The organism is Acinetobacter sp. YH12128, from assembly GCF_013418655.1.
Classification (GTDB): Bacteria; Pseudomonadota; Gammaproteobacteria; order Pseudomonadales; family Moraxellaceae; genus Acinetobacter; species Acinetobacter amyesii.
Map to the genome: position 1 here is coordinate 37,440 of NZ_VPBO01000022.1, position 18,333 is coordinate 55,772.

The window sequence follows — 18,333 nt, forward strand, 5'->3', positions numbered from 1 at the left end:
GTCTTAATTCTAATTAAACAGTTTCTTGTTCAAGTTCATCTTCTACTGAAAATGCTTGAATAAAAGCAAATGTCGATTCTTGGTCTGTGCTATAAATCATGGCAGTTAACTCTTCTGGCAAGTGCATACCCAACATGAATCCAAAAATTTTTGCCAATTGCTGGGTATTTCCAAGATTCTGTTTTGTATATAAAAAATGATAGGTTTCAATCGCGGTTTCATTAAATTTATACTGTAATTTTTTCACCGCTTTCATATCCGTTGCATCATCTAACATCAATAAAAAGGGTTGTTCTTGATCATACTGATCTAAATTATTCAGTGCTTTAAGCTCTAAATTACGTTTCAACTCAGGCTCATGTGCCACCACTTGTAGCACTTTATTTGGAGTTAAACCTCGAACTTGAACGTCTGAAGCAGCCAAACACCAACTCGATGCAAACTCTGCAGCAATGTATTTTTCTTGTAACCACATCTTTTCATCAATCCATTCTTGGTCGATTTCAGAGTCAGCATTGAGAATCAAACTGACTTCAAACTTTTGTTTTGAAATCATCTCTAAAATGCTTAACCATTCTGAATAAGCGACTTGAGTGCCGATAAAATGTGGCTCGATATGAATTTGTTCGGGAATGATCGAAAATCCGTCAGATAGATACTGCTGAATAATTTGAGCATAATCATCATTCCATTGATGAATCAAATTATCAGCAAGCAAAATATGGACATTTAAACGATTTAAACGTGAAACTTGCTGTGCATTGTTCGCCAAATGTTCTGGATGTTCATCTTGCGTATAATCTGGATCCACCCAACCCGGATGCATACGGTACTGATATGCCAATTCACTATCATAAAAGAGTGCTGATTGCTTCAGATGCTCAGCAATTAAAAATAGACTTTCAACGTGTTGCTCTAGTTGTTGCTGAATAAGTGACTGGATTCGTTTTTCACGCATGGTGATGGCACTATATTCATCATCCGCTTCTTCATTGGTGAGATCATCTAAATCTTTGATTCGAAATGAAAGAACAGGTAAACCGTATGCATTGAATAATTTATCATCGAGTTCAGGACTTTTGAATTGTTGAATATCTTGGATAATTTGTTCATTTTCACCAAAACTATGCCAAGCCGCTGAAGAATAAACATTTAAACGAAATTGCTGTACATCGACAGGCTTCGGTTTTGCTTGTTCAATGGCCTCAAGTTGTTGTTGCTCAGCTTGTTCTTCTGCACGTTTTTCAGCTTCAAATTTTTTTTCTTTTTGATGTTGAATGCCCTTATAAATCAAATAAGGCGACAAAATAATTGCACATAAAGCGACAGGAAGAATTAGAAAATAGGTGACCAGGTCAAAAGCTGTCGGGTCATAGCCTGTATCTCGCCAGTAAAAAATCACGAAAGCAGTACACAAAACAAAAAGCGTACTAAAGGTACCAATTATTAATTTCAGCATTATTATAAATTCCCCATTAAGGCATAACAGGTTTCTGTATTATCGACCTGTTTATTCGGCTGTAAAAATGCTCCCTGAGCTAAACCAATTCCGCTCAAAGAATTTAAACACACCGGTTTTATTTCTTCTTTTTGTAAAATTAAGCGCACATCCACCATTAATGTTGGACTGCACCAAGTTTGAATCATTTGTTTTAATTTTAGGCTGCGTGCCTGATTCGGTAAAAATGTTAAATAATCTTCATGATTTAAAGGTCCAATCACGATTTCAATTTTTTCGTCAATCTGTTGAATCTTCTCACCACAAAAAGTATTCAGCCCCAATAAGCTCGGCTGAGATCCACCTAAACATGTTCTCTGATCTTCTTCAAATACAAAAGTTTCAGGGATAAATTCTCGAATATCAAAATTCTGCTTAAAGATACAGTTCAGCATGGTTTTTAATGCATACGCTGTATTGTTTTGTCCCTGCATTAAACCTGAAAACTCTGCAAAATAATCATCTAAATCAGGCTGATCATGCTGGCTACGGATATAACCATTTAATGCATGTAAAATATCAAGATAGTGATTATCCTGCTCGATTTCATAACGAATAGGTAAATGATAATTTAAACTGGCATCAACATAATGTGCTGTTAATTTATGATTAAACAGCCCTAAAAACTTTTGAGTTTCGTGTCGCTGATGTCGCCCGCTGAGCTTAATCTTATTGGTATAACTATAAGGTAATGCACCTTGAATACCCGTTAAACCTACCATTAAATTTGTCAGTTCAACTTTCTCATCGTTGAACTCTAAACTTTCAATTTCAGTGTTCGGGAAGTTCAGATTAAGTGAACTATTAAACTCAAAGTCATTTGCCCAGTGAACTTGAGCCGCTCCATAAGGTGCATGTCTTAACAAACGAGTGGCTTGAACAAACTCGTAGGCTTTCGGTTCTTGGAAAAGTCCGTCAATTACAGAGCTTTCTTGCCACCAACGTTCTGCACGCATTGGTATAACTCCTGTTGACTATTTGCATCAAAAACCGAGACATCGACAAAGCTGTTCATATTGACTTTTAAATTAAAGATATGGGCCAGCAATTGACTAAATATATATAGGCTATGTCCTCTAAATATATCCGCATCGATATCGAGCTGTACTTTTAAACCTCTGACAAATAATGGAAATGGTTTACTATCCACAAGTTTCTGCGTAGTAGAAAACTGAATCTTTTTTATGGAGTCGATAATAATTTGGTTTTCTTTTGATTTAGGTAAATTATACAATTCCAAAAGTTCTTTAATATGAGAGACCGCATCGCCTTTCATTAAAGACATATTATTCAAAGATAAATGTGAAATGACCCGCCACTGTTCTTGTTTATTTTGCTCAAAATAATACGGTAACGACGGTCGTTTGAGCATCAGAGCACGACGTGCCAAATTACTATCATTCAGTGTTAATGCATTCTGATCTTTATTATAACTTTCGTAAGGTAACTCACGATTACTACACAAAAGTTCAGTACTAATAAAATCGGACTGAGTACTATGCGGGTCTAAAGCACGAGATATGATTGAATAGTTTAATTCCTGATGTTTATTCTTCATCTGCTGCGGATTTAAACTATAAAAAAACTGGACTTTATCTTGATGATAATGACTCATTGCAAAAAAAGGCAGTACCGGATAATACACTTCATCTTGGTTACTTTTTTCACGCACCATATTCATTTTTAAAATGCTATAGGCCTGAAAATATTCAGGATGGTGCGCATCTGTCACCAATGGATATTCCATTCGCTTATGATTAATCTTTTGCGGCTCTGCTTGTTTATTGAAGAGATTAACGATTGGTGTAGCAAACAATTTAAAATTTGCAGCATTTAATTCAGAATAATTTCGAATTGCCGCTTGATCGTTTAAATTAAGCTTAAAGTGCATTTGAACATCAAATTCACTGTGTTCTAAACTTAAAAACTTAATGAAATCTAAATTTAGATTTAAAAAATTGAATTTTTCAGGAACACAAAAATATTCCATCAATAAACGATATGCATGATGCGTATGCTGATCGATAGGTAGAACACTTTGAACTTCATCAAAGCCCATAATTTCAAATGGATTGGCAATATCAAAAATGTGCTGCCCCACACGAATCGAAAAACTCGTAGTCGATTTAAAAATACTATCTAAAACCTGTAAAGGAAAATTAGAAATAGCGTCTAAAAATATCGGCAAAGTTTCATTTTTGAGTAAAGCGTGCTTATTCGAAAAAATTTCAAATCCTAAGCTCAATGTAGCATTTTGATTTAAATGCATATGTGCCGATGGATGAGTTTTGAAATTGAGCTGTTTTAATTGAATCGGTAATAAAGTGACTTCTTGTACCGTCTGATATTCACATTGAACACCACGCGTACTTTTGGCTTTTAGACTGGTCGCCTTTGGAATAACGTGTCGATCTGTTAATTGCTTAATTTTATTTATATCTTCGAAGCTCACCACAGAACATGCAGGAAATGGTTTTAAATATTGAGGAAACATCACCTCAAAAATTGAACGGGTAAAAACGTCATAACTATCTGCAAGTTTTTTATCAATCCGTGCAGAAATTAGAGAAAATGCTTGAATTAAACGCTCAATATGCGGGTCATCTATTTGTTCTTGGTTTAAAGACAAACGCTGGGCGATTTTGGGGTATTTACTGGCAAATTCACGGGACTGTTGTCCAAATTCCTGTAGTTGTTTTTCGTAATACGGTAACAGCTCTTCAATCACAGATAACCCACTTCATTAAGCTCTTGGAGAAATAACATATTGTTGTGTTGTTGGTTTTAATAAGGCATCAAAAATAACCGGTTCATATAAAGGATGAATATTTAAATATGCCTGAATACTTAAACATAGTGCCCCCATATTATGACCATCCATGAGCATTTCGACTCGAATCTGCTTTAAACGCGGTTCATGTGCAGCAATCGATTGTTCAATTGACTGACAAATTTTGTCGCGATCCGATGGATTTGCAGTCGATAAGCCAACAAAATCGATAATGCCAAATTGCAAAATAGATTTTTTTGCTAATGGAAAGTCATCAATCAGTTCATCTAACTTTGCCACCCGACTATTGAGGAGATCCTCTAAATCGGAGGCAACAGATTCACGAAGTTCTTGCAAAGACAGACCTTGAGTCTGCTGAGCATCTGCTGGTAATAAGCGGTCAAATAATGTCGTTCTAAAACCATAAGGATAAAGCTGATCGAGATTCATATCTTCTTATAAATATTTAAAAAAATGAAAATAGAGGCTACCCAAGTTAGCCTCTATCTGAATCCATCTATTACGCCGCGTATGAAGCAGTGTTGTTAGATAATGACCACTTCTTAGTAACAGCACCTTTCGCAGTACCGTTAATATCTTGTTGGTTATATGTCCACTCTACTGCAGCATATTTCAAACCAAATGATTCGTGCGGAACACCTTCATCATTTACAGTTGGAGTCACACTAGAAACCAACACATGTTTCAGTTTGATTTGAAGATATTTAATACGTTTATCGCCATTCGCACGGTAGAAATCAATTTGAACTTCATCAAATGTATAACCTGCTGAACATGCTTCCCAAAGTTTAGGGCTTGTCGCGTCTAAATCTTTAACAAAAACCATATCAGAATGTTCTACACGTTCTGCAGTGTGACCACCCACACTTGAAGAAGTCGCAGATTTAGGTTGACGGATGTTATGCGTCCAAGAGTTTACTTCTAACCAACTCTTGTGCTCTGCATCACGAGATTCGCCGTCTACTTTGTACTTACCACGAAATTGAATGTATATATCTTTCATTGTTCTGAATACCTATTTATTTAAAGTTATTATAGTGTTGACCCAAAATTAATTTGAGGACTGAGGTAACTCGGTCACAAGTCGTAATGAAACAGACAACTCATCCAACTGGAAATGTGGTCTTAAGAAAACCACAGATTTGTAGTGACCAGGCAAAGCTGGATTTTCTACAACTTTTACAGAAGCTTCACGCAATGGATACTGAGCTTTAGCTTCTTGAGATGCACCATCATCGAGTAATACATATTGCGACAACCATTCATTTAAGAAGGTCTCAACATTACCCGCTGATGCAAAACTACCCACTTTGTCACGCATCATTGCTTTTAAATAATGTGCAATACGTGAAACTGCCATGATGTATTGGATCTGGCTAGACAATGCAGAGTTGGCATTTGCTGTATCGCTATCATATTTTTTAGGTTTTTGCGTCGATTGCGCACCGAAAAATGCTGCATAATCCGTATTTTTGCAGTGTACCAACGGAATAAAACCAAGATCACTCAGTTCTTTTTCACGACGGTCTGTAATGGCAATTTCAGTTGGGCATTTAAAGACCACTTCACCATCATTGGTTTTGAACGTATGGACAGGCAAACCTTCAACTAAACCACCACCTTCTACACCACGAATCGCAGCACACCAACCATGCATATCAAAAGCATTGGTTAAACGTGTACCAAAGGCATAAGCCGCGTTCATCCATAAATATTCATTATGGTTTTCGCCTGAAACTTCTTCAACGAAGTTAAATCCTTCAGTGGCAATACCTTCTTTTGGATCATATGGCAAACGACCCAATACACGTGGCATTGTCAATGCAACATAACGTGCATCATCACTTTCACGGAATGAACGCCATTGTACATATTCAGCAGTTTCAAAGATTTTAGACACATCGCGTGGACGATCAATATCAGTGAAAGATTCTAGACCCAACATATTCGGGCTTGCTGCCGAAATAAACGGTGCATGTGCAGCCGCCGCGACATGTGAAATTTGCTCAAGCAAGTACATGTCAGAAGGTGTACGGTCAAACTCAAAATCACCAATCAATGTTGCATAAGGCGCACCACCGAACGATCCATATTCTTCTTCATAGATTTTTTTGAACAACGTGCTTTGGTCAAAATCTGTCGCACCTTGGAAATCTTTAATCAGCTCTTTTTTCGTCGTATTTAACATACGAATTTTTGTTAAAGAGTTTGAAGGTGTTTCTTGGCAGAAATAATACAAACCACGCCATGTCGATTCAATTTTTTGAAATTCAGCATGGTGCATGATTTTACTTAACTGAGATGAAATCAACGCATCAATTTCAGCAATACGCTTATCAATTGATAAAGTCATATTGTCCGAAACGGTGATGGTACCTGCCATGACTTCTTTGGCAAGTTCACCGATCAGACTTTTTGCACGATCATGTTCTTGATCTGTACGCGCAATACGACTTTGTTCAACAATTGAATCTAAAAGCGAATATTCTTCAGTTGCTTCAAGGTTTGCAGCAGTTGCAGTATTAAAATTACTCATTTTCTGCCTCCACACTCAACTTACGAATTTGATCAGTGTTATGTAACACTTCATCCAGTAAATCTTCTAAGCGTTCATTATTTGAAATTTTATTACGCAAGTCAGACAGACGCTCACGCGCGGCAACTAACTTTTGTAATGGATCAACCTGTTGTACAACTTGCTCTGGAGTGAAATCGGCCATGCTCTTAAATGTAAGATCTACCGACATTTTTCCACCGTCTTCAGTCAAGGTATTCTCAACTTGAAAATTAGCACGTGGCGCTAAAGACTCCATTACCTCATCAATATTATCTAAATCAACATTAATGAATTTCTTGTCTTTTAATTTAGTTTTCTCTACTTCAGATGCCGCAGAGAAATCACCTAACACCCCAACAACGAATGGTAACTCTTTAATTTCTTTACCGTCGCCAACTTCAACATCGTAAGTCAATTGAACACGAGGAGGACGAATTCGTTGAAGTTTTTTCTGTACACTTTCACGTTTTGCCATGAGTGCTTTTCCTTGTTATTTATTCTTCAATGTATCGAAAGGTGAACCACCAGTAGCAGGTTTTTTCGCTGTAGTCTGCGGTTTTGCTGTCGTGGTGGTTTTCTTTTTGCTTGCAGCTGTAGTCGTTTGTTTAGGCTTGGTAGACGCTGTATTGGTTCGTTTTTTAGCTGGTGTTGTCTGTTTAGATTTCACATTGCTCGAAGATTCTGTACTTTTTTCACGAACATCTGCTGCAACAGACGTAGATTTATCAATCGTCGGCTGAATATAACGAATATTATCCGACAACACTTTGGCAGGAGAATAGGTCTGTTCATCTAGAGTACGATTTTCATTACTCCGCATATGATTCAGCGCATTATAAGAAATAGCGATACCTGCTAAAAAAGTGACATCAGTAAGTTCAGGCGACTGATAGTTCTTTTCTCGCAGCAGATTGACCGCTTGCAATGCTTTTAAATTGTAACCATTGGCTTGATATTTTTTGGCAATATCTACAAAGATTTCATTTTTTAAGTTCTCATTTTTCTTATTTTTTTTGTCACATAACTGATTATAAAAACCAATAATCTCTGGATCTGTATCACCTACTGCCAGTGGATAATCCTTTAAACAGGATTTTTTCACAGATGCCGCTTTATCTTTTGCAAAAACGGTTTGTGTTAAACTGACTGCTAAAATTATAGGTAATAAAACACTAAATTTATTCAAAATTGCCTCTGTATTTCTACGTGCTAAAACTTAATTTATGTGGAGAAATCACCACTTATTTTCCCGTGGGTTTTCTCTTCATTTATCAAAATTAAAAATATGCTGCAGATTTAACAAAAAATAAGCACATAGAGTCAATACAAAAATGTGCCAAATACTCCAAAGTTTGTCGACGATTTGTTTTTTTTTGTTTCATTTTATAAAAAAATCTTTTTCCTTTTTTTATTTAGTCTGTATTATATCGCCTAAAGCAAGACACTAATAATATATAAGGTGTTGATTTTAAAGTTTTTATTTTTATAGCAAGAAAAAAGAGATCACAGTCAAACTTGTAAAATTTCGTACTGTGGATTCTAAATTTGATGAGTTATTTATGAATAATTTAAAAGTTTTAATTACTAAACTTTCACCTCACGCCCGCATTTCACTCGAAAAGTCAGCCAATACATGTATTTCACAGCAAAATTATGAAATCGAAATTGAACATTTTTTACTCGAATTATTAACCTATAACAATAAAAATGACCTTCAAATACTCTTAGAAAAATACAAAGTTTCTGCAGACGGTTTGGCAGATGACCTCAAAGAAAGTATCGCTCAACTTCCAAAAGGAAATACGCGCACCCCGATTTTTGCCCAATCCATTGTGCGCTTACTTGAACAAGCTTGGTTATTAGCATCTGCTGAACAAAATCCACAAATTCGTAGTGGTCATTTACTTGTTGCACTGCTTACCGCGCCAGACTTATACCAAATTGCAGCAAGAGCCTCTTCCCTGTTCGATTTATTACCTATCGATACGATTAAACATAAATTTTTAGATCTTTGCCTAAAGAGCATTGAAAATGAAGATTTAGCAACGGTATCACCAGATGAAAAATCAGCAGCACAAACGAATGCAACAACGCCAGTTAAAACACCTGCTCTAGACCAATACACCATTAATCTAACTGAAAAAGCTAAAAATGGCGGCATAGATCCTGTGATTGGTCGTGAGTTTGAAATCCGCTTAATGCTAGATATTTTGATGCGTCGTCGTCAAAACAATCCGATTTTAACGGGTGAGCCTGGTGTCGGTAAAACGGCCGTTGTTGAAGGTCTGGCATTAAAAATTGCAACCAACCAAGTTCCAAATGCTTTAAAAAATGTCAGCATTCATACTTTAGATATGGGCTTACTACAAGCGGGTGCCAGTGTTAAAGGTGAATTTGAAAATCGCTTAAAACAAGTCATTCATGAAGTTCAAGCCTCTGCACATCCAATCATTTTATTTATCGATGAAGCACACACGTTGATTGGTGCGGGTGGTCAAGCAGGTCAAAATGATGCAGCAAACCTATTAAAACCGGCGCTTGCACGTGGTGAGTTAAGAACCATTGCCGCAACGACTTGGGCTGAATATAAGCAGTATTTTGAAAAAGATGCCGCATTGAGCCGACGCTTCCAAGTAATTCAGGTCGATGAACCGACTGAGGAAGTTGCAATTGACATGTTGCGTGCCATGATTCCCGTAATGGCAAAACATTTCAATTTACAAATTGACGATGAAGCTATTGTTACAGCAGTTCATGCATCACACCGTTATATCACTGGCCGTCAATTGCCTGATAAAGCGATTAGTGTCTTAGATACGGCTTCTGCGCGTGTTGCGTTAACTCAAAATGCACAACCTGTAAAATTGGATCAACTTCAAGCTCAATTACATAATTTGAAGCTTGAATTAGCAATTCTTGAAAATGAACATAAGAATATTCCGATTCACCACGAACGCATTGAAAATGTAAAAACACAAATATCTACGCTGGAACAAGATATTCAGTCGACTGAAACGCAGTGGAAAAAAGAACTCGAGTTTGTTCAACAAATTAAAACGCTTGAACAAGAGTCCGAGCAAAAACCAGAAAATATTGAAACTTTAAGCAATATTCGTAACCAACTGGCAACTTTACAAGGTCAAACGCCGCTGGTTTTTGAACGTGTAAATGCCCAAATTATTAATGAAATCATTTCAGACTGGACCGGTATCCCAGTTGGTAAAATGGTGAATGATGAAATTCAGCAAATTTTGAAGCTTGAAGCACAGTTAGAACAACGTGTGATGGGTCAAGATTATGCACTGCATCAACTGGTACAAGGCATTAAAACCTCTAAGGCAAAATTGGAAGATCCAAATAAACCTCAAGGCGTTTTCATGCTGGTTGGCCCAAGTGGTGTGGGTAAAACCGAAACTGCACTCGCGTTAGCAAACGAGTTATATGGTGGTGAGTCACATTTAATCACCATTAACATGTCTGAGTATCAAGAAGCACATACCGTCTCGTCTTTAAAAGGCGCTCCTCCGGGCTATGTCGGTTATGGCCAAGGCGGCGTATTAACCGAAGCAGTTCGCCGAAATCCATATAGTGTGGTTTTGCTCGATGAGATTGAAAAAGCACACAGCGATGTTCAAGAGCTATTCTACCAAGTATTCGATAAAGGTACTTTGGAAGATGGCGAAGGTCGTGTCATTGACTTTAAAAATACTACGATCTTATTGACTTCAAATGCAGGCTCAAGTGCCATTATGCAGGCCTGTTTAAATCAGCCAGTAGAAGAATGGCCGTCAGCAGAAGAACTTTTAGATGTATTAAAACCAGCTTTATATAAACAATTTAAGCCGGCATTTTTAGGTCGTATGCGTATCGTACCGTATTTCCCATTGCACGATGATCTGCTCGTACGCATTATTCAGCATAAATTAGGTAAAATCACCGCGCGTATTGAAAAACAATATGGTACGCAAACACGTTATACCGACGATTTAGTCGAATTATTATTAAGTCGCTGTACTGAGGTCGATAGTGGTGCGCGTAATGTCGATAACATTTTAAATGCGACGGTCTTACCTGCTTTAGCCACTGAATTACTCATGGCAATGAGTGAACAAAAGATTCCATCAGTCATTGAAATCGATGTCAAAGACGATGAAATTATTTATGTTTTAGATCCTAAAAGTAAACCTGCGAAAAAACGCAGCAGCAAAAAGACCAAAACCTTAGAAGCATAAGTTAGGAACGATGTAGAATATGAGTTTAGAGCTCAACGCTTTATTGCAACCGATTACGGATGATTTACCTTGCGGTAGTGATTTTTCATTTTCAAATGATTTTCATGCAATTAAAAAAGCTAAAACACAAGATGACCCGCTCTTGGATCAAGGCGACTGGATCGCAGAACCAAAACAGGCAGATTGGGGCTTTGTGCACCAAAAATCGTCAGATCTACTTCGCGAACATACAAAAGATATTCGCCTATATGGTTGGTTGCTTGAAGCGTGGACTCACATTCATGGTTTCGAAGGGATTGCCAAAGGGATTGAACTTACACAAAAAAGTTTGCAAGACTTTTGGCTACAACTTCATCCTGAAATTGAGGATGATGACCTTGATCAACGTCTAGGTCTATTACAAGGGATAATTAATCAAATCCCAACATTAATTAAATCAGTTTCAATCGTTCATGGTACGGCAGCGTATTCCCTGTCCGACTATGATCGACTGCTGCATGTTCAAAACCAAAGACGTAAATCTAACCATGAAGATGATGATCAAGAAGAGTCGTTTAATGGTATGGAACAGTTTGAACATGCCTTGTTCAATACGTCAAAATCAATTCAATACCAGTATTACCAACAGTTTTTAGATATTTTAAATCATTGGGAAAACTTAAAAACGACTCTTGATGGTTTGATGGGGTTAGATGCGCCAAGCTTTGCTGGTATTGACTCTCAAATCGAAATGATTCACTTGAGCTTGAAAAAAATCTATAAAGCAGATGCTTTTATCAATTCATCAAGTGCTGAACCTGTTCAATCAAATTCTCCAATTGAAAGCCATACACTTTCCACTGTAACTTCCGTGCAGAATGATATGCAAATAATACAACAACAGCATACACAGCAATTTAAACCTCAAGTGCAAAATCATCTTGAAAACCGTGAGCAAGCCATGAAAGTCTTGCAAGATATTGCGGACTATTTCCAAGTAAATGAGCCGCATAGTCCTGTCAGCTATATGCTGCAAAAAACCATTAAATGGTCACAAATGCCTCTGCATGAATGGTTAACTCATGTGATTAAGGATGAAAACCCTCTTGAAGCTGTACAAGAAATGTTAGGTGTTCAGCAACAAAGCAATGAATCGAATAGCGACTGGTAAAAACAATGTTTAAAGCAGAAAAAATTTTATGGGGTGAAGGATTATTTTTACGCCCACAACACTTTCAATTACAAGATGCTTATCATGAACAGCGTTTAAACCATACGGTTCGCGCAACGATACCGTTCGCTTATGGTATTCAAAGTTTAAATTTTGATGAATCACAACTCAGTACCAATACTTTGGCTTTGAATAAAGTTGAAATGATTTGGCAAGATGGCGAGATTTATCAAGCACCTGCACAAGACTTATTACCTGAGCCTGTACTGCTTGATTCATTAAATTTACGTGGTGAAATGCAAATTTATTTGGCATTACCGATCGTTCAACCGAATAAACGGAACGTCAATTTTGAAGAAAATACCCAATCGAGTCGCTATCATTCACATTTGACTCAAACTCATGATTTGTTTACAGATGCAACGGCTGCGGAAATTACTTTATTACGCCGCCGTGCAGAGTTTAAAATCTTTGAATTAGGCCAAGAACCACAGCACAATCTTGATGGTTTTCTTTACATGCCTATAGGCCGAATTAAGCGCCAAAGTTCAGGTAATTTTGTTTTAGATTATCAATTTATCCCACCAATATTACATATTAGTTCGTGTGATTCACTGATTACCGGGCTTAAACGAACGCTCAATATTATTAAAGCTAAAATTAAAACCATTCAATCGAATAATCGTGAAAACGAACAAAAGTTAATTGAATTCCGTTCAGGCGATATTGTGTCGTTTTGGTTGGTTAATGCGCTAAATACTGCGCATGCAACATTAAACCATTTATTGCAATATCCACTGATTCATCCTGAACGTTTGTATTTTGAATTATTGCGTCTGACAGGTTCCTTGCTCACCTTCTCGACAGCTTACGAAGTAGATCAGCTTCCGCAGTATCAACATCATAATTTGCAAGAAAGTTTTGCTCAATTAGATGTGATTTTACGTGAGTTGCTCGATACGATTATTTCAAATCGATATATCAGTATTAACTTGAAAGAAACCCGTCAATCCTACTGGGTGGGCAGTCTTGAAAGTGACAAAATTACTCGTGATTCTCGCCTGTATTTAGCTGTTTCAAGTAGCGTGATGCCGACACATGACATTATTTCTTATGTACCGCTGCGCTTTAAAGTCGGTAATACCGTTGATGTTGAACAGCGTGTCATGGCGGCCTTACCTGCTGTTCCATTGCAACATATGATGCAAGTGCCAACAGCAATTCCAGTACGTTCAGGTGTGAGTTATTTTGAAGTTGAGCCAAATAATGATTTGTATCAACGTATGCTTGATTCTGAATCGATTTGCGTTTACATACCAGCTGGCTTCCAAGATATCTCGATTGAACTTATTGCAGTGATGAATGGTTAAGGAGCAATCATGAATATTTCAAATAATGCCCCTTCACTTTTTGACGATGGTCAAATTGGATTAGGCTCTTCAAAACCAAGTGCTGAACCGAAAATCAACAGTTCAACCAATTTAGTTGATCTACTGCATGATGGTTTTTACATCGTATTTTTACTCAAAAATCAATATGTTCCATCCAGCCCTGAAAGTTTCAGGACAAAAATTATGGATCTATTAAACCGATTTGAAAGCCAAGCCCGTAAGCTTCAATTCAGCAATGAAGATATCACGGACGCAAAATATGCCTATTGCGCTTTATTAGATGAAACCATTGTCACCCAACAAGATGCACGTTTTTTTGATTTACAAAACAATTGGATGATGAATCCACTGCAATTAAGTCTTTTTGGTTCACAGCTAGCAGGTTATCGTTTTTTTGAAAATTTAGAGCAAATTCGTTCTAAGAATAAAGATCGTTTAGCAGCACTTGAAGTTTATCATTACTGCATGCTCCTTGGTTTTCATGGTAAATACCGACTTGAATCGATTGAAATGCTCAATTCACTCGTTGCACGTGTCGGCGATGAAATTGATTATATGAAAGGTAAAAAGGCGTTTTCGCCTTTCGCGGCACTGCCGGATCAAATTAAAAATATTATTCACCGTGAATTACCATTTTTTTGGATCATTATCTTTTGGGCATTGTTTGCTGTATTAGCATTTGGTGGACTGAAATATATGTTATCTAGCCAAAATAATCAGGCGTTATCACAATATCAAAACGTCATAACTGCCCCATCGGAACAGGCTTATATCACCATTCATTTACCATAAGACTTAGACACCATGGCAAACGAAAAATCGAATAACGTTAGAATTTTACAGTCGACTCAAAAAAATAATTTACCGCCTTTAGCTCATGCTGCTATCGGCTTTCTTGTTGGTGCAGCGGTGATTATTGTTGTTGGCCTGGGATATTTTTATCTAAGTTCTGACGATCAGCCTGCAAATGCAGAAATGACAACTTCTGCCCCAACTGAAGATAAAGCTGAAACTGAGGCATCCGCTGTACCCCGTCAAAACGAAAATGAGCAAGCTTCAGCTGAAAAAGCACCGCAAACCGTTCATGCAACTGAAGAAAAAGATCAGGATAGTGGTTTATATTCGAATGATTTAGCTACTGCTTTCAATCATGGCAATACGACTAAGGTAACTCAGCCTGTTCAAGCTGTAGCGAATAACCGTTCACCTTTTGAAATTACCCAACCACAGCGTCCCGTTGTAGCTGCTACAACAACAGTTAAACAACATATTCCAGCTACATTAGCAAAACCAAAAGCTGCACCAACAACAGCCAAGGTGACCAAGCCTACAGAGCCATCTACAAAAGCAGCAAAAGAAGATGAGCACTTTGAAGAGCCGATGGGCGGAACGCAAATTTCTGAAACAAAACGTCCGAAAGTGGTTGCTGCAACAAACACGGCGAATGCGACTGTGAGCGCTACAGTTTCCCCATGATCATCTTTTTGGTTAGTTGTTTCTTTGTCTTAGCACTGGTGACAGTGCTTTGTTTTTCTTATGAACTCAGAATTAAAGTTCAGGATTTTTTCTTTCAAATCATTCCACAAAGTAAAAAAAGAATTCAGCACGCCAAAAATTTTGCTTATGAACTGAACTATGCAGCAGCACCACAACAGATTCAATCACACTGGCATTTACAACAATGGTGGATATTATTTGCAGGCTTTTTACTGTTTGCCAGTATTTTATTATTTGCTTTTACTCGCCCGATTACTGCAAGTAAAGTAGAAGCTGATTATTTACGTAAAGTCGATCCACAAATTTACGCTATGCTCGATGGACAGGTTTTAGATGCACCTCCTGAAGTTGAAGAATATCTTGTTCAAGAGGCAATCGCAGAAGAAGCAGCAATGGTTGAGCAGCCATCTGTTATGGCCTTAAGTTTCAATCCAGAAGTTCAAGATATCCATACGCATTCATACTCTACGGATATACCTTCAGCAGATCGTAAATGGCATAAAATGAACCCACGTTATAAGCAGCGTTTATTGATGGTGTTTAAAATTATGCGTGAACAACATGGCTATGAAATGGTTTTACTCGAAGGTTATCGTAGTCCAGAACGTCAAAATAATTTAGCCACCAATAAAAATACCACTCGTGCCCGTGGCTTCCAAAGTTATCATCAGTTTGGTTTAGCAGCTGATGTTGCATTTAAACGCAATGGCAAAGTGGTCATTACTGAACGAGACCCTTGGGCTATGCGTGGTTATCAACTTTATGGTCAAGCCGCTGAGTCTGTTGGTTTAACATGGGGCGGACGCTGGAAATCTATTCAAGATTATGGTCATACAGAATATCGAATGCCAGGGCTGAAAAAAACAGCAGAGATGGCTGCATTACTCACGTCTGAAGGTCAACTTCAAGCCAATAATATTTCGATTGAATAATTTCGATGTTGTGCCTTCAGAATATCAGTGAAGGCACACTGTATTATTCTAGATAATTTTGTATTTCTTCTACAACTTTAGCTGTTTTTTCAGCATGTAACCAATGGCCTGCGCCTTCTACCTCAACAATTTTCGCTTGTGGAAATTGGTGTTCTATAGCCTTAGTATGTTCCGCTTTTGAAATATAAGGTGACTCTCCACCTTTGAGGAACAATACAGGCAGTTGCCAAATATTTCCGACATTTTCCCAACCAATAATTTGGTCATACTGTTGATACAACGCATCTACATTAAACAACCATTGTCCTTTACTAAACGACTTGAGTAGAAACTGTATCACCATATCCGAATGAATATACTCACGCATAATTTCAACCGCTTCTTGTCTAGATTGAATTTGCGCATTATTTACGGCGATCAATGCTTTAAAAATTTCATCATGATGACGTTCTTGATATGCAAAGGGCGCGATATCCAATACAACAAGTTGCTCTACCCGCTCTGAGATTAAAGCCAATTGCATTGCGACCTTGCCTCCCATGGAATGGCCAATCACTGAAAACTTATCGATGCCAATCGCATCTAATGTTTCGAGTACATCGTTTGCCATCTCACGATAATCCATTTCTGTACTTTGAGGTGATTTACAATGATTTCGTAAATCAAGCTGAATGACAGAATGTGAATTTTGAAAAGCTCTGGCAAGCATCCCTAAGTTACTGAGGCTGCCAAATAAACCGTGAATAAAGACTAGCGGGTGCGTTTCGCCCTCTAATTTTTGATGATATTCGTAATTTAGGATCATTTTTGAATACTTTGCTATGTTGATATTATGATGCCTAGTTGACGGAATGAAATCAAATGACAGTTAAAAACTATTAGTCTTACTTAGGCTATTTGTATGTGGTATATGATTTAACTTGCTTAGGCTATTTCATAAATGAAATAGCCAACCGCAATCAACCTAAAAGATCTTTGTCTTTAATTTGCAGATTTAAAGTGATTAAAAGGAATTTTTAAATAGCGAATACCATTCCCTTCTGGTTTTGGAAATTTACCTGCATCCATATTGATTTGTATTGCAGGTAAAATCAGTTTTGGCATAGCCAATTTTGCGTCACGCTGAGTTCGCATTGTGACAAAATCTTCTTTTTTCGTACCAACGTGAATATGAATATTCTGCTCCTTTTGTGCATGTACACTGCTTTCACAGCAGTATTCTGACCGATTTTCTGGTAAATAGTCATGGCATAAAAACAAGCGCATTTCAGGTGCTAACTGATAAATCTTTTGTACTGAATCGAATAATACTGCTGCACTGCCCTTGGGAAAATCACAGCGTGCTGTGCCATAATCAGGCATAAATAAGGTATCACCGACAAACACAGCATCATCACCAACCACATAGCTCAGACAAGCAGGTGTGTGTCCAGGCGTTGGAATGTTATACGCATTTAACTCGCCGATTTTAAATGCTTCATGATCTGCAAATAAATAATCAAAAGACTGATGTGAATTAAAATATTTCACATCAAAATTATAAATGGCGCTGAATGTTTCCTGCACAATCTTGATGTTATGGCTCATCGCAATTTTGCCACCAAGAACCTGTTTTAAATATTGTGATGCCGTTAAGTGATCTGCGTGCACATGCGTTTCTAAAATCCATTCTACGCTTAGGCTATTTTCTTGAATATAGCGAACAATCAAATCTGCATGCTTCGTTTGAGTAGTTGCAGAAGCAGCATCATAATCCAATACACTGTCTATAATCGCACATCGTTTTGTTTGTAGATCAGATACCACATAACTGAATGTATTGGTATTTTCATCAAAAAAAGGTTGTACCTGTGCACGCTTTGACATTAATTTGCTCCCGCAAATTTTCGATGTAGATAGACGCCTGCAAACATCGCCACAACAAAATAAATTGCTTGATAGTAGCCAAGTCCAATCAAAGTAAAGGCTGGCGCTGGACAGATTCCTGCAATTCCCCAACCTATTCCAAAGATAACACTCCCCATGATGAGTTTTGCATCAATTTGATTATTACTCGGTAATTCAATCGCCGTCCCATCAAAGGTTGTCGGTTTTGATTGACGAACGGCCATTTGAAATGGAATAAATGCAACTGCAATGGCTCCCATCATCACAAAAGCTAAACTCGCATCCCACTGCCCTGTTATATCAAGGAAACTTAAGACCTTTTCTGGATTAGACATGCCAGAAATCATTAAACCTAATGAGAAAATTCCACCAAAAATAAAAGCCAATATATTTTTCAT

17 protein-coding genes are annotated in these 18,333 nt (G+C 37.5%); 6 read left to right on the forward strand and 11 right to left on the reverse strand.

Translation table 11 applies throughout. The features are described 5' to 3' along the window. Nucleotides 1–13: 13 nt before the first annotated feature. From FTU64_RS12300 to FTU64_RS12335, 8 genes are all read right to left on the reverse strand, one after another. A complete protein-coding gene (locus FTU64_RS12300; RefSeq protein ID WP_180059871.1) occupies nt 14–1,459 on the reverse strand; it encodes a hypothetical protein in 1,446 nt (481 codons plus the stop codon). Nucleotides 1,460–1,461: 2 nt separating this feature from the next. Further along, nucleotides 1,462–2,454: a type VI secretion system baseplate subunit TssG gene (gene tssG / locus FTU64_RS12305; RefSeq protein WP_180054651.1), complete on the reverse strand. Its 993-nt coding sequence runs from the start codon at nt 2,452–2,454 to the stop codon at nt 1,462–1,464. After that, nucleotides 2,418–4,226 carry a type VI secretion system baseplate subunit TssF gene (gene tssF / locus FTU64_RS12310; protein WP_180005371.1) on the reverse strand — a complete coding sequence of 603 codons (1,809 nt, stop codon included), beginning with the start codon at nt 4,224–4,226 and terminating at the stop codon, nt 2,418–2,420. Before tssF ends, tssG begins: the two co-directional genes overlap by 37 nt. A gap of 15 nt (nt 4,227–4,241) precedes the next feature. Further along, nucleotides 4,242–4,718 carry a type VI secretion system baseplate subunit TssE gene (gene tssE / locus FTU64_RS12315; RefSeq protein ID WP_078190770.1) on the reverse strand — a complete coding sequence of 159 codons (477 nt, stop codon included), beginning with the start codon at nt 4,716–4,718 and terminating at the stop codon, nt 4,242–4,244. A 70-nt stretch (nt 4,719–4,788) separates the two neighbouring features. Then, a complete protein-coding gene (locus FTU64_RS12320) occupies nt 4,789–5,292 on the reverse strand; it encodes a type VI secretion system tube protein Hcp (RefSeq protein WP_078190771.1) in 504 nt (167 codons plus the stop codon). A 48-nt stretch (nt 5,293–5,340) separates the two neighbouring features. Further along, entirely contained in the window at nt 5,341–6,825 is a 1,485-nt protein-coding gene (gene tssC / locus FTU64_RS12325) for a type VI secretion system contractile sheath large subunit (protein ID WP_168379480.1), read from the reverse strand. Next, complete coding sequence (tssB, locus tag FTU64_RS12330; RefSeq protein ID WP_078193364.1) at nt 6,818–7,321, reverse strand: type VI secretion system contractile sheath small subunit; 504 nt, start codon at nt 7,319–7,321, stop codon at nt 6,818–6,820. Before tssB ends, tssC begins: the two co-directional genes overlap by 8 nt. 15 nt (nt 7,322–7,336) lie before the next feature. Further along, complete coding sequence (locus FTU64_RS12335) at nt 7,337–8,032, reverse strand: hypothetical protein (RefSeq protein ID WP_180054649.1); 696 nt, start codon at nt 8,030–8,032, stop codon at nt 7,337–7,339. 373 nt (nt 8,033–8,405) lie between these two features. Between FTU64_RS12335 and tssH the strand changes: the two genes are divergently transcribed. From tssH to FTU64_RS12365, 6 genes are read left to right on the forward strand one after another with little or no spacing between them, the layout of a single operon-like run. Continuing rightward, entirely contained in the window at nt 8,406–11,078 is a 2,673-nt protein-coding gene (tssH, locus tag FTU64_RS12340) for a type VI secretion system ATPase TssH (protein ID WP_180059873.1), read from the forward strand. Nucleotides 11,079–11,097: 19 nt separating this feature from the next. Beyond that, a complete protein-coding gene (gene tssA, locus FTU64_RS12345) occupies nt 11,098–12,228 on the forward strand; it encodes a type VI secretion system protein TssA (protein ID WP_180059875.1) in 1,131 nt (376 codons plus the stop codon). Between the two features lie 5 nt (nt 12,229–12,233). Beyond that, entirely contained in the window at nt 12,234–13,598 is a 1,365-nt protein-coding gene (tssK, locus tag FTU64_RS12350; RefSeq protein WP_180059877.1) for a type VI secretion system baseplate subunit TssK, read from the forward strand. 9 nt (nt 13,599–13,607) lie between these two features. After that, complete coding sequence (gene icmH / locus FTU64_RS12355) at nt 13,608–14,411, forward strand: type IVB secretion system protein IcmH/DotU (RefSeq protein WP_078190778.1); 804 nt, start codon at nt 13,608–13,610, stop codon at nt 14,409–14,411. Nucleotides 14,412–14,423: 12 nt separating this feature from the next. Further along, entirely contained in the window at nt 14,424–15,095 is a 672-nt protein-coding gene (locus tag FTU64_RS12360) for a hypothetical protein (protein WP_180059879.1), read from the forward strand. Continuing rightward, nucleotides 15,092–16,048, forward strand: coding sequence for a M15 family metallopeptidase (locus tag FTU64_RS12365; RefSeq protein WP_180059881.1), 957 nt, complete (start codon nt 15,092–15,094; stop codon nt 16,046–16,048). Before FTU64_RS12360 ends, FTU64_RS12365 begins: the two co-directional genes overlap by 4 nt. A gap of 43 nt (nt 16,049–16,091) precedes the next feature. On the opposite strand, the gene FTU64_RS12370 is transcribed toward FTU64_RS12365, so the two are convergent. The 3 genes from FTU64_RS12370 to FTU64_RS12380 form a co-directional block, all read right to left on the reverse strand. Beyond that, on the reverse strand, nt 16,092–16,853 hold the full coding sequence (locus FTU64_RS12370; RefSeq protein ID WP_180059883.1) for an alpha/beta fold hydrolase: 762 nt from the start codon (nt 16,851–16,853) through the stop codon (nt 16,092–16,094). 176 nt (nt 16,854–17,029) lie between these two features. Beyond that, the gene (locus tag FTU64_RS12375) at nt 17,030–17,914 is read right to left on the reverse strand and encodes an MBL fold metallo-hydrolase (RefSeq protein WP_180059885.1); all 885 of its coding nucleotides are present in this window, start codon (nt 17,912–17,914) and stop codon (nt 17,030–17,032) included. Then, on the reverse strand, nt 17,914–18,333 hold the full coding sequence (locus FTU64_RS12380) for a DUF6691 family protein (RefSeq protein ID WP_180008166.1): 420 nt from the start codon (nt 18,331–18,333) through the stop codon (nt 17,914–17,916). Before FTU64_RS12380 ends, FTU64_RS12375 begins: the two co-directional genes overlap by 1 nt.

Bases quoted from the DNA above. Each gene is read 5' to 3' on its own strand.
- tssG (WP_180054651.1), bottom strand. From the start codon at position 2,454: ATGCGTGCAGAACGTTGGTGGCAAGAAAGCTCTGTAATTGACGGACTT.
- tssA (WP_180059875.1), top strand. From the start codon at position 11,098: ATGAGTTTAGAGCTCAACGCTTTATTGCAACCGATTACGGATGATTTA.
- tssH (WP_180059873.1), top strand. From the start codon at position 8,406: ATGAATAATTTAAAAGTTTTAATTACTAAACTTTCACCTCACGCCCGC.
- FTU64_RS12360 (WP_180059879.1), top strand. From the start codon at position 14,424: ATGGCAAACGAAAAATCGAATAACGTTAGAATTTTACAGTCGACTCAA.
- FTU64_RS12300 (WP_180059871.1), bottom strand. From the start codon at position 1,459: ATGCTGAAATTAATAATTGGTACCTTTAGTACGCTTTTTGTTTTGTGT.
- icmH (WP_078190778.1), top strand. From the start codon at position 13,608: ATGAATATTTCAAATAATGCCCCTTCACTTTTTGACGATGGTCAAATT.
- FTU64_RS12370 (WP_180059883.1), bottom strand. From the start codon at position 16,853: ATGATCCTAAATTACGAATATCATCAAAAATTAGAGGGCGAAACGCAC.
- FTU64_RS12380 (WP_180008166.1), bottom strand. From the start codon at position 18,333: ATGAAAAATATATTGGCTTTTATTTTTGGTGGAATTTTCTCATTAGGT.
- FTU64_RS12320 (WP_078190771.1), bottom strand. From the start codon at position 5,292: ATGAAAGATATATACATTCAATTTCGTGGTAAGTACAAAGTAGACGGC.
- tssC (WP_168379480.1), bottom strand. From the start codon at position 6,825: ATGAGTAATTTTAATACTGCAACTGCTGCAAACCTTGAAGCAACTGAA.
- FTU64_RS12375 (WP_180059885.1), bottom strand. From the start codon at position 17,914: ATGTCAAAGCGTGCACAGGTACAACCTTTTTTTGATGAAAATACCAAT.
- tssK (WP_180059877.1), top strand. From the start codon at position 12,234: ATGTTTAAAGCAGAAAAAATTTTATGGGGTGAAGGATTATTTTTACGC.
- tssE (WP_078190770.1), bottom strand. From the start codon at position 4,718: ATGAATCTCGATCAGCTTTATCCTTATGGTTTTAGAACGACATTATTT.
- FTU64_RS12365 (WP_180059881.1), top strand. From the start codon at position 15,092: ATGATCATCTTTTTGGTTAGTTGTTTCTTTGTCTTAGCACTGGTGACA.
- tssB (WP_078193364.1), bottom strand. From the start codon at position 7,321: ATGGCAAAACGTGAAAGTGTACAGAAAAAACTTCAACGAATTCGTCCT.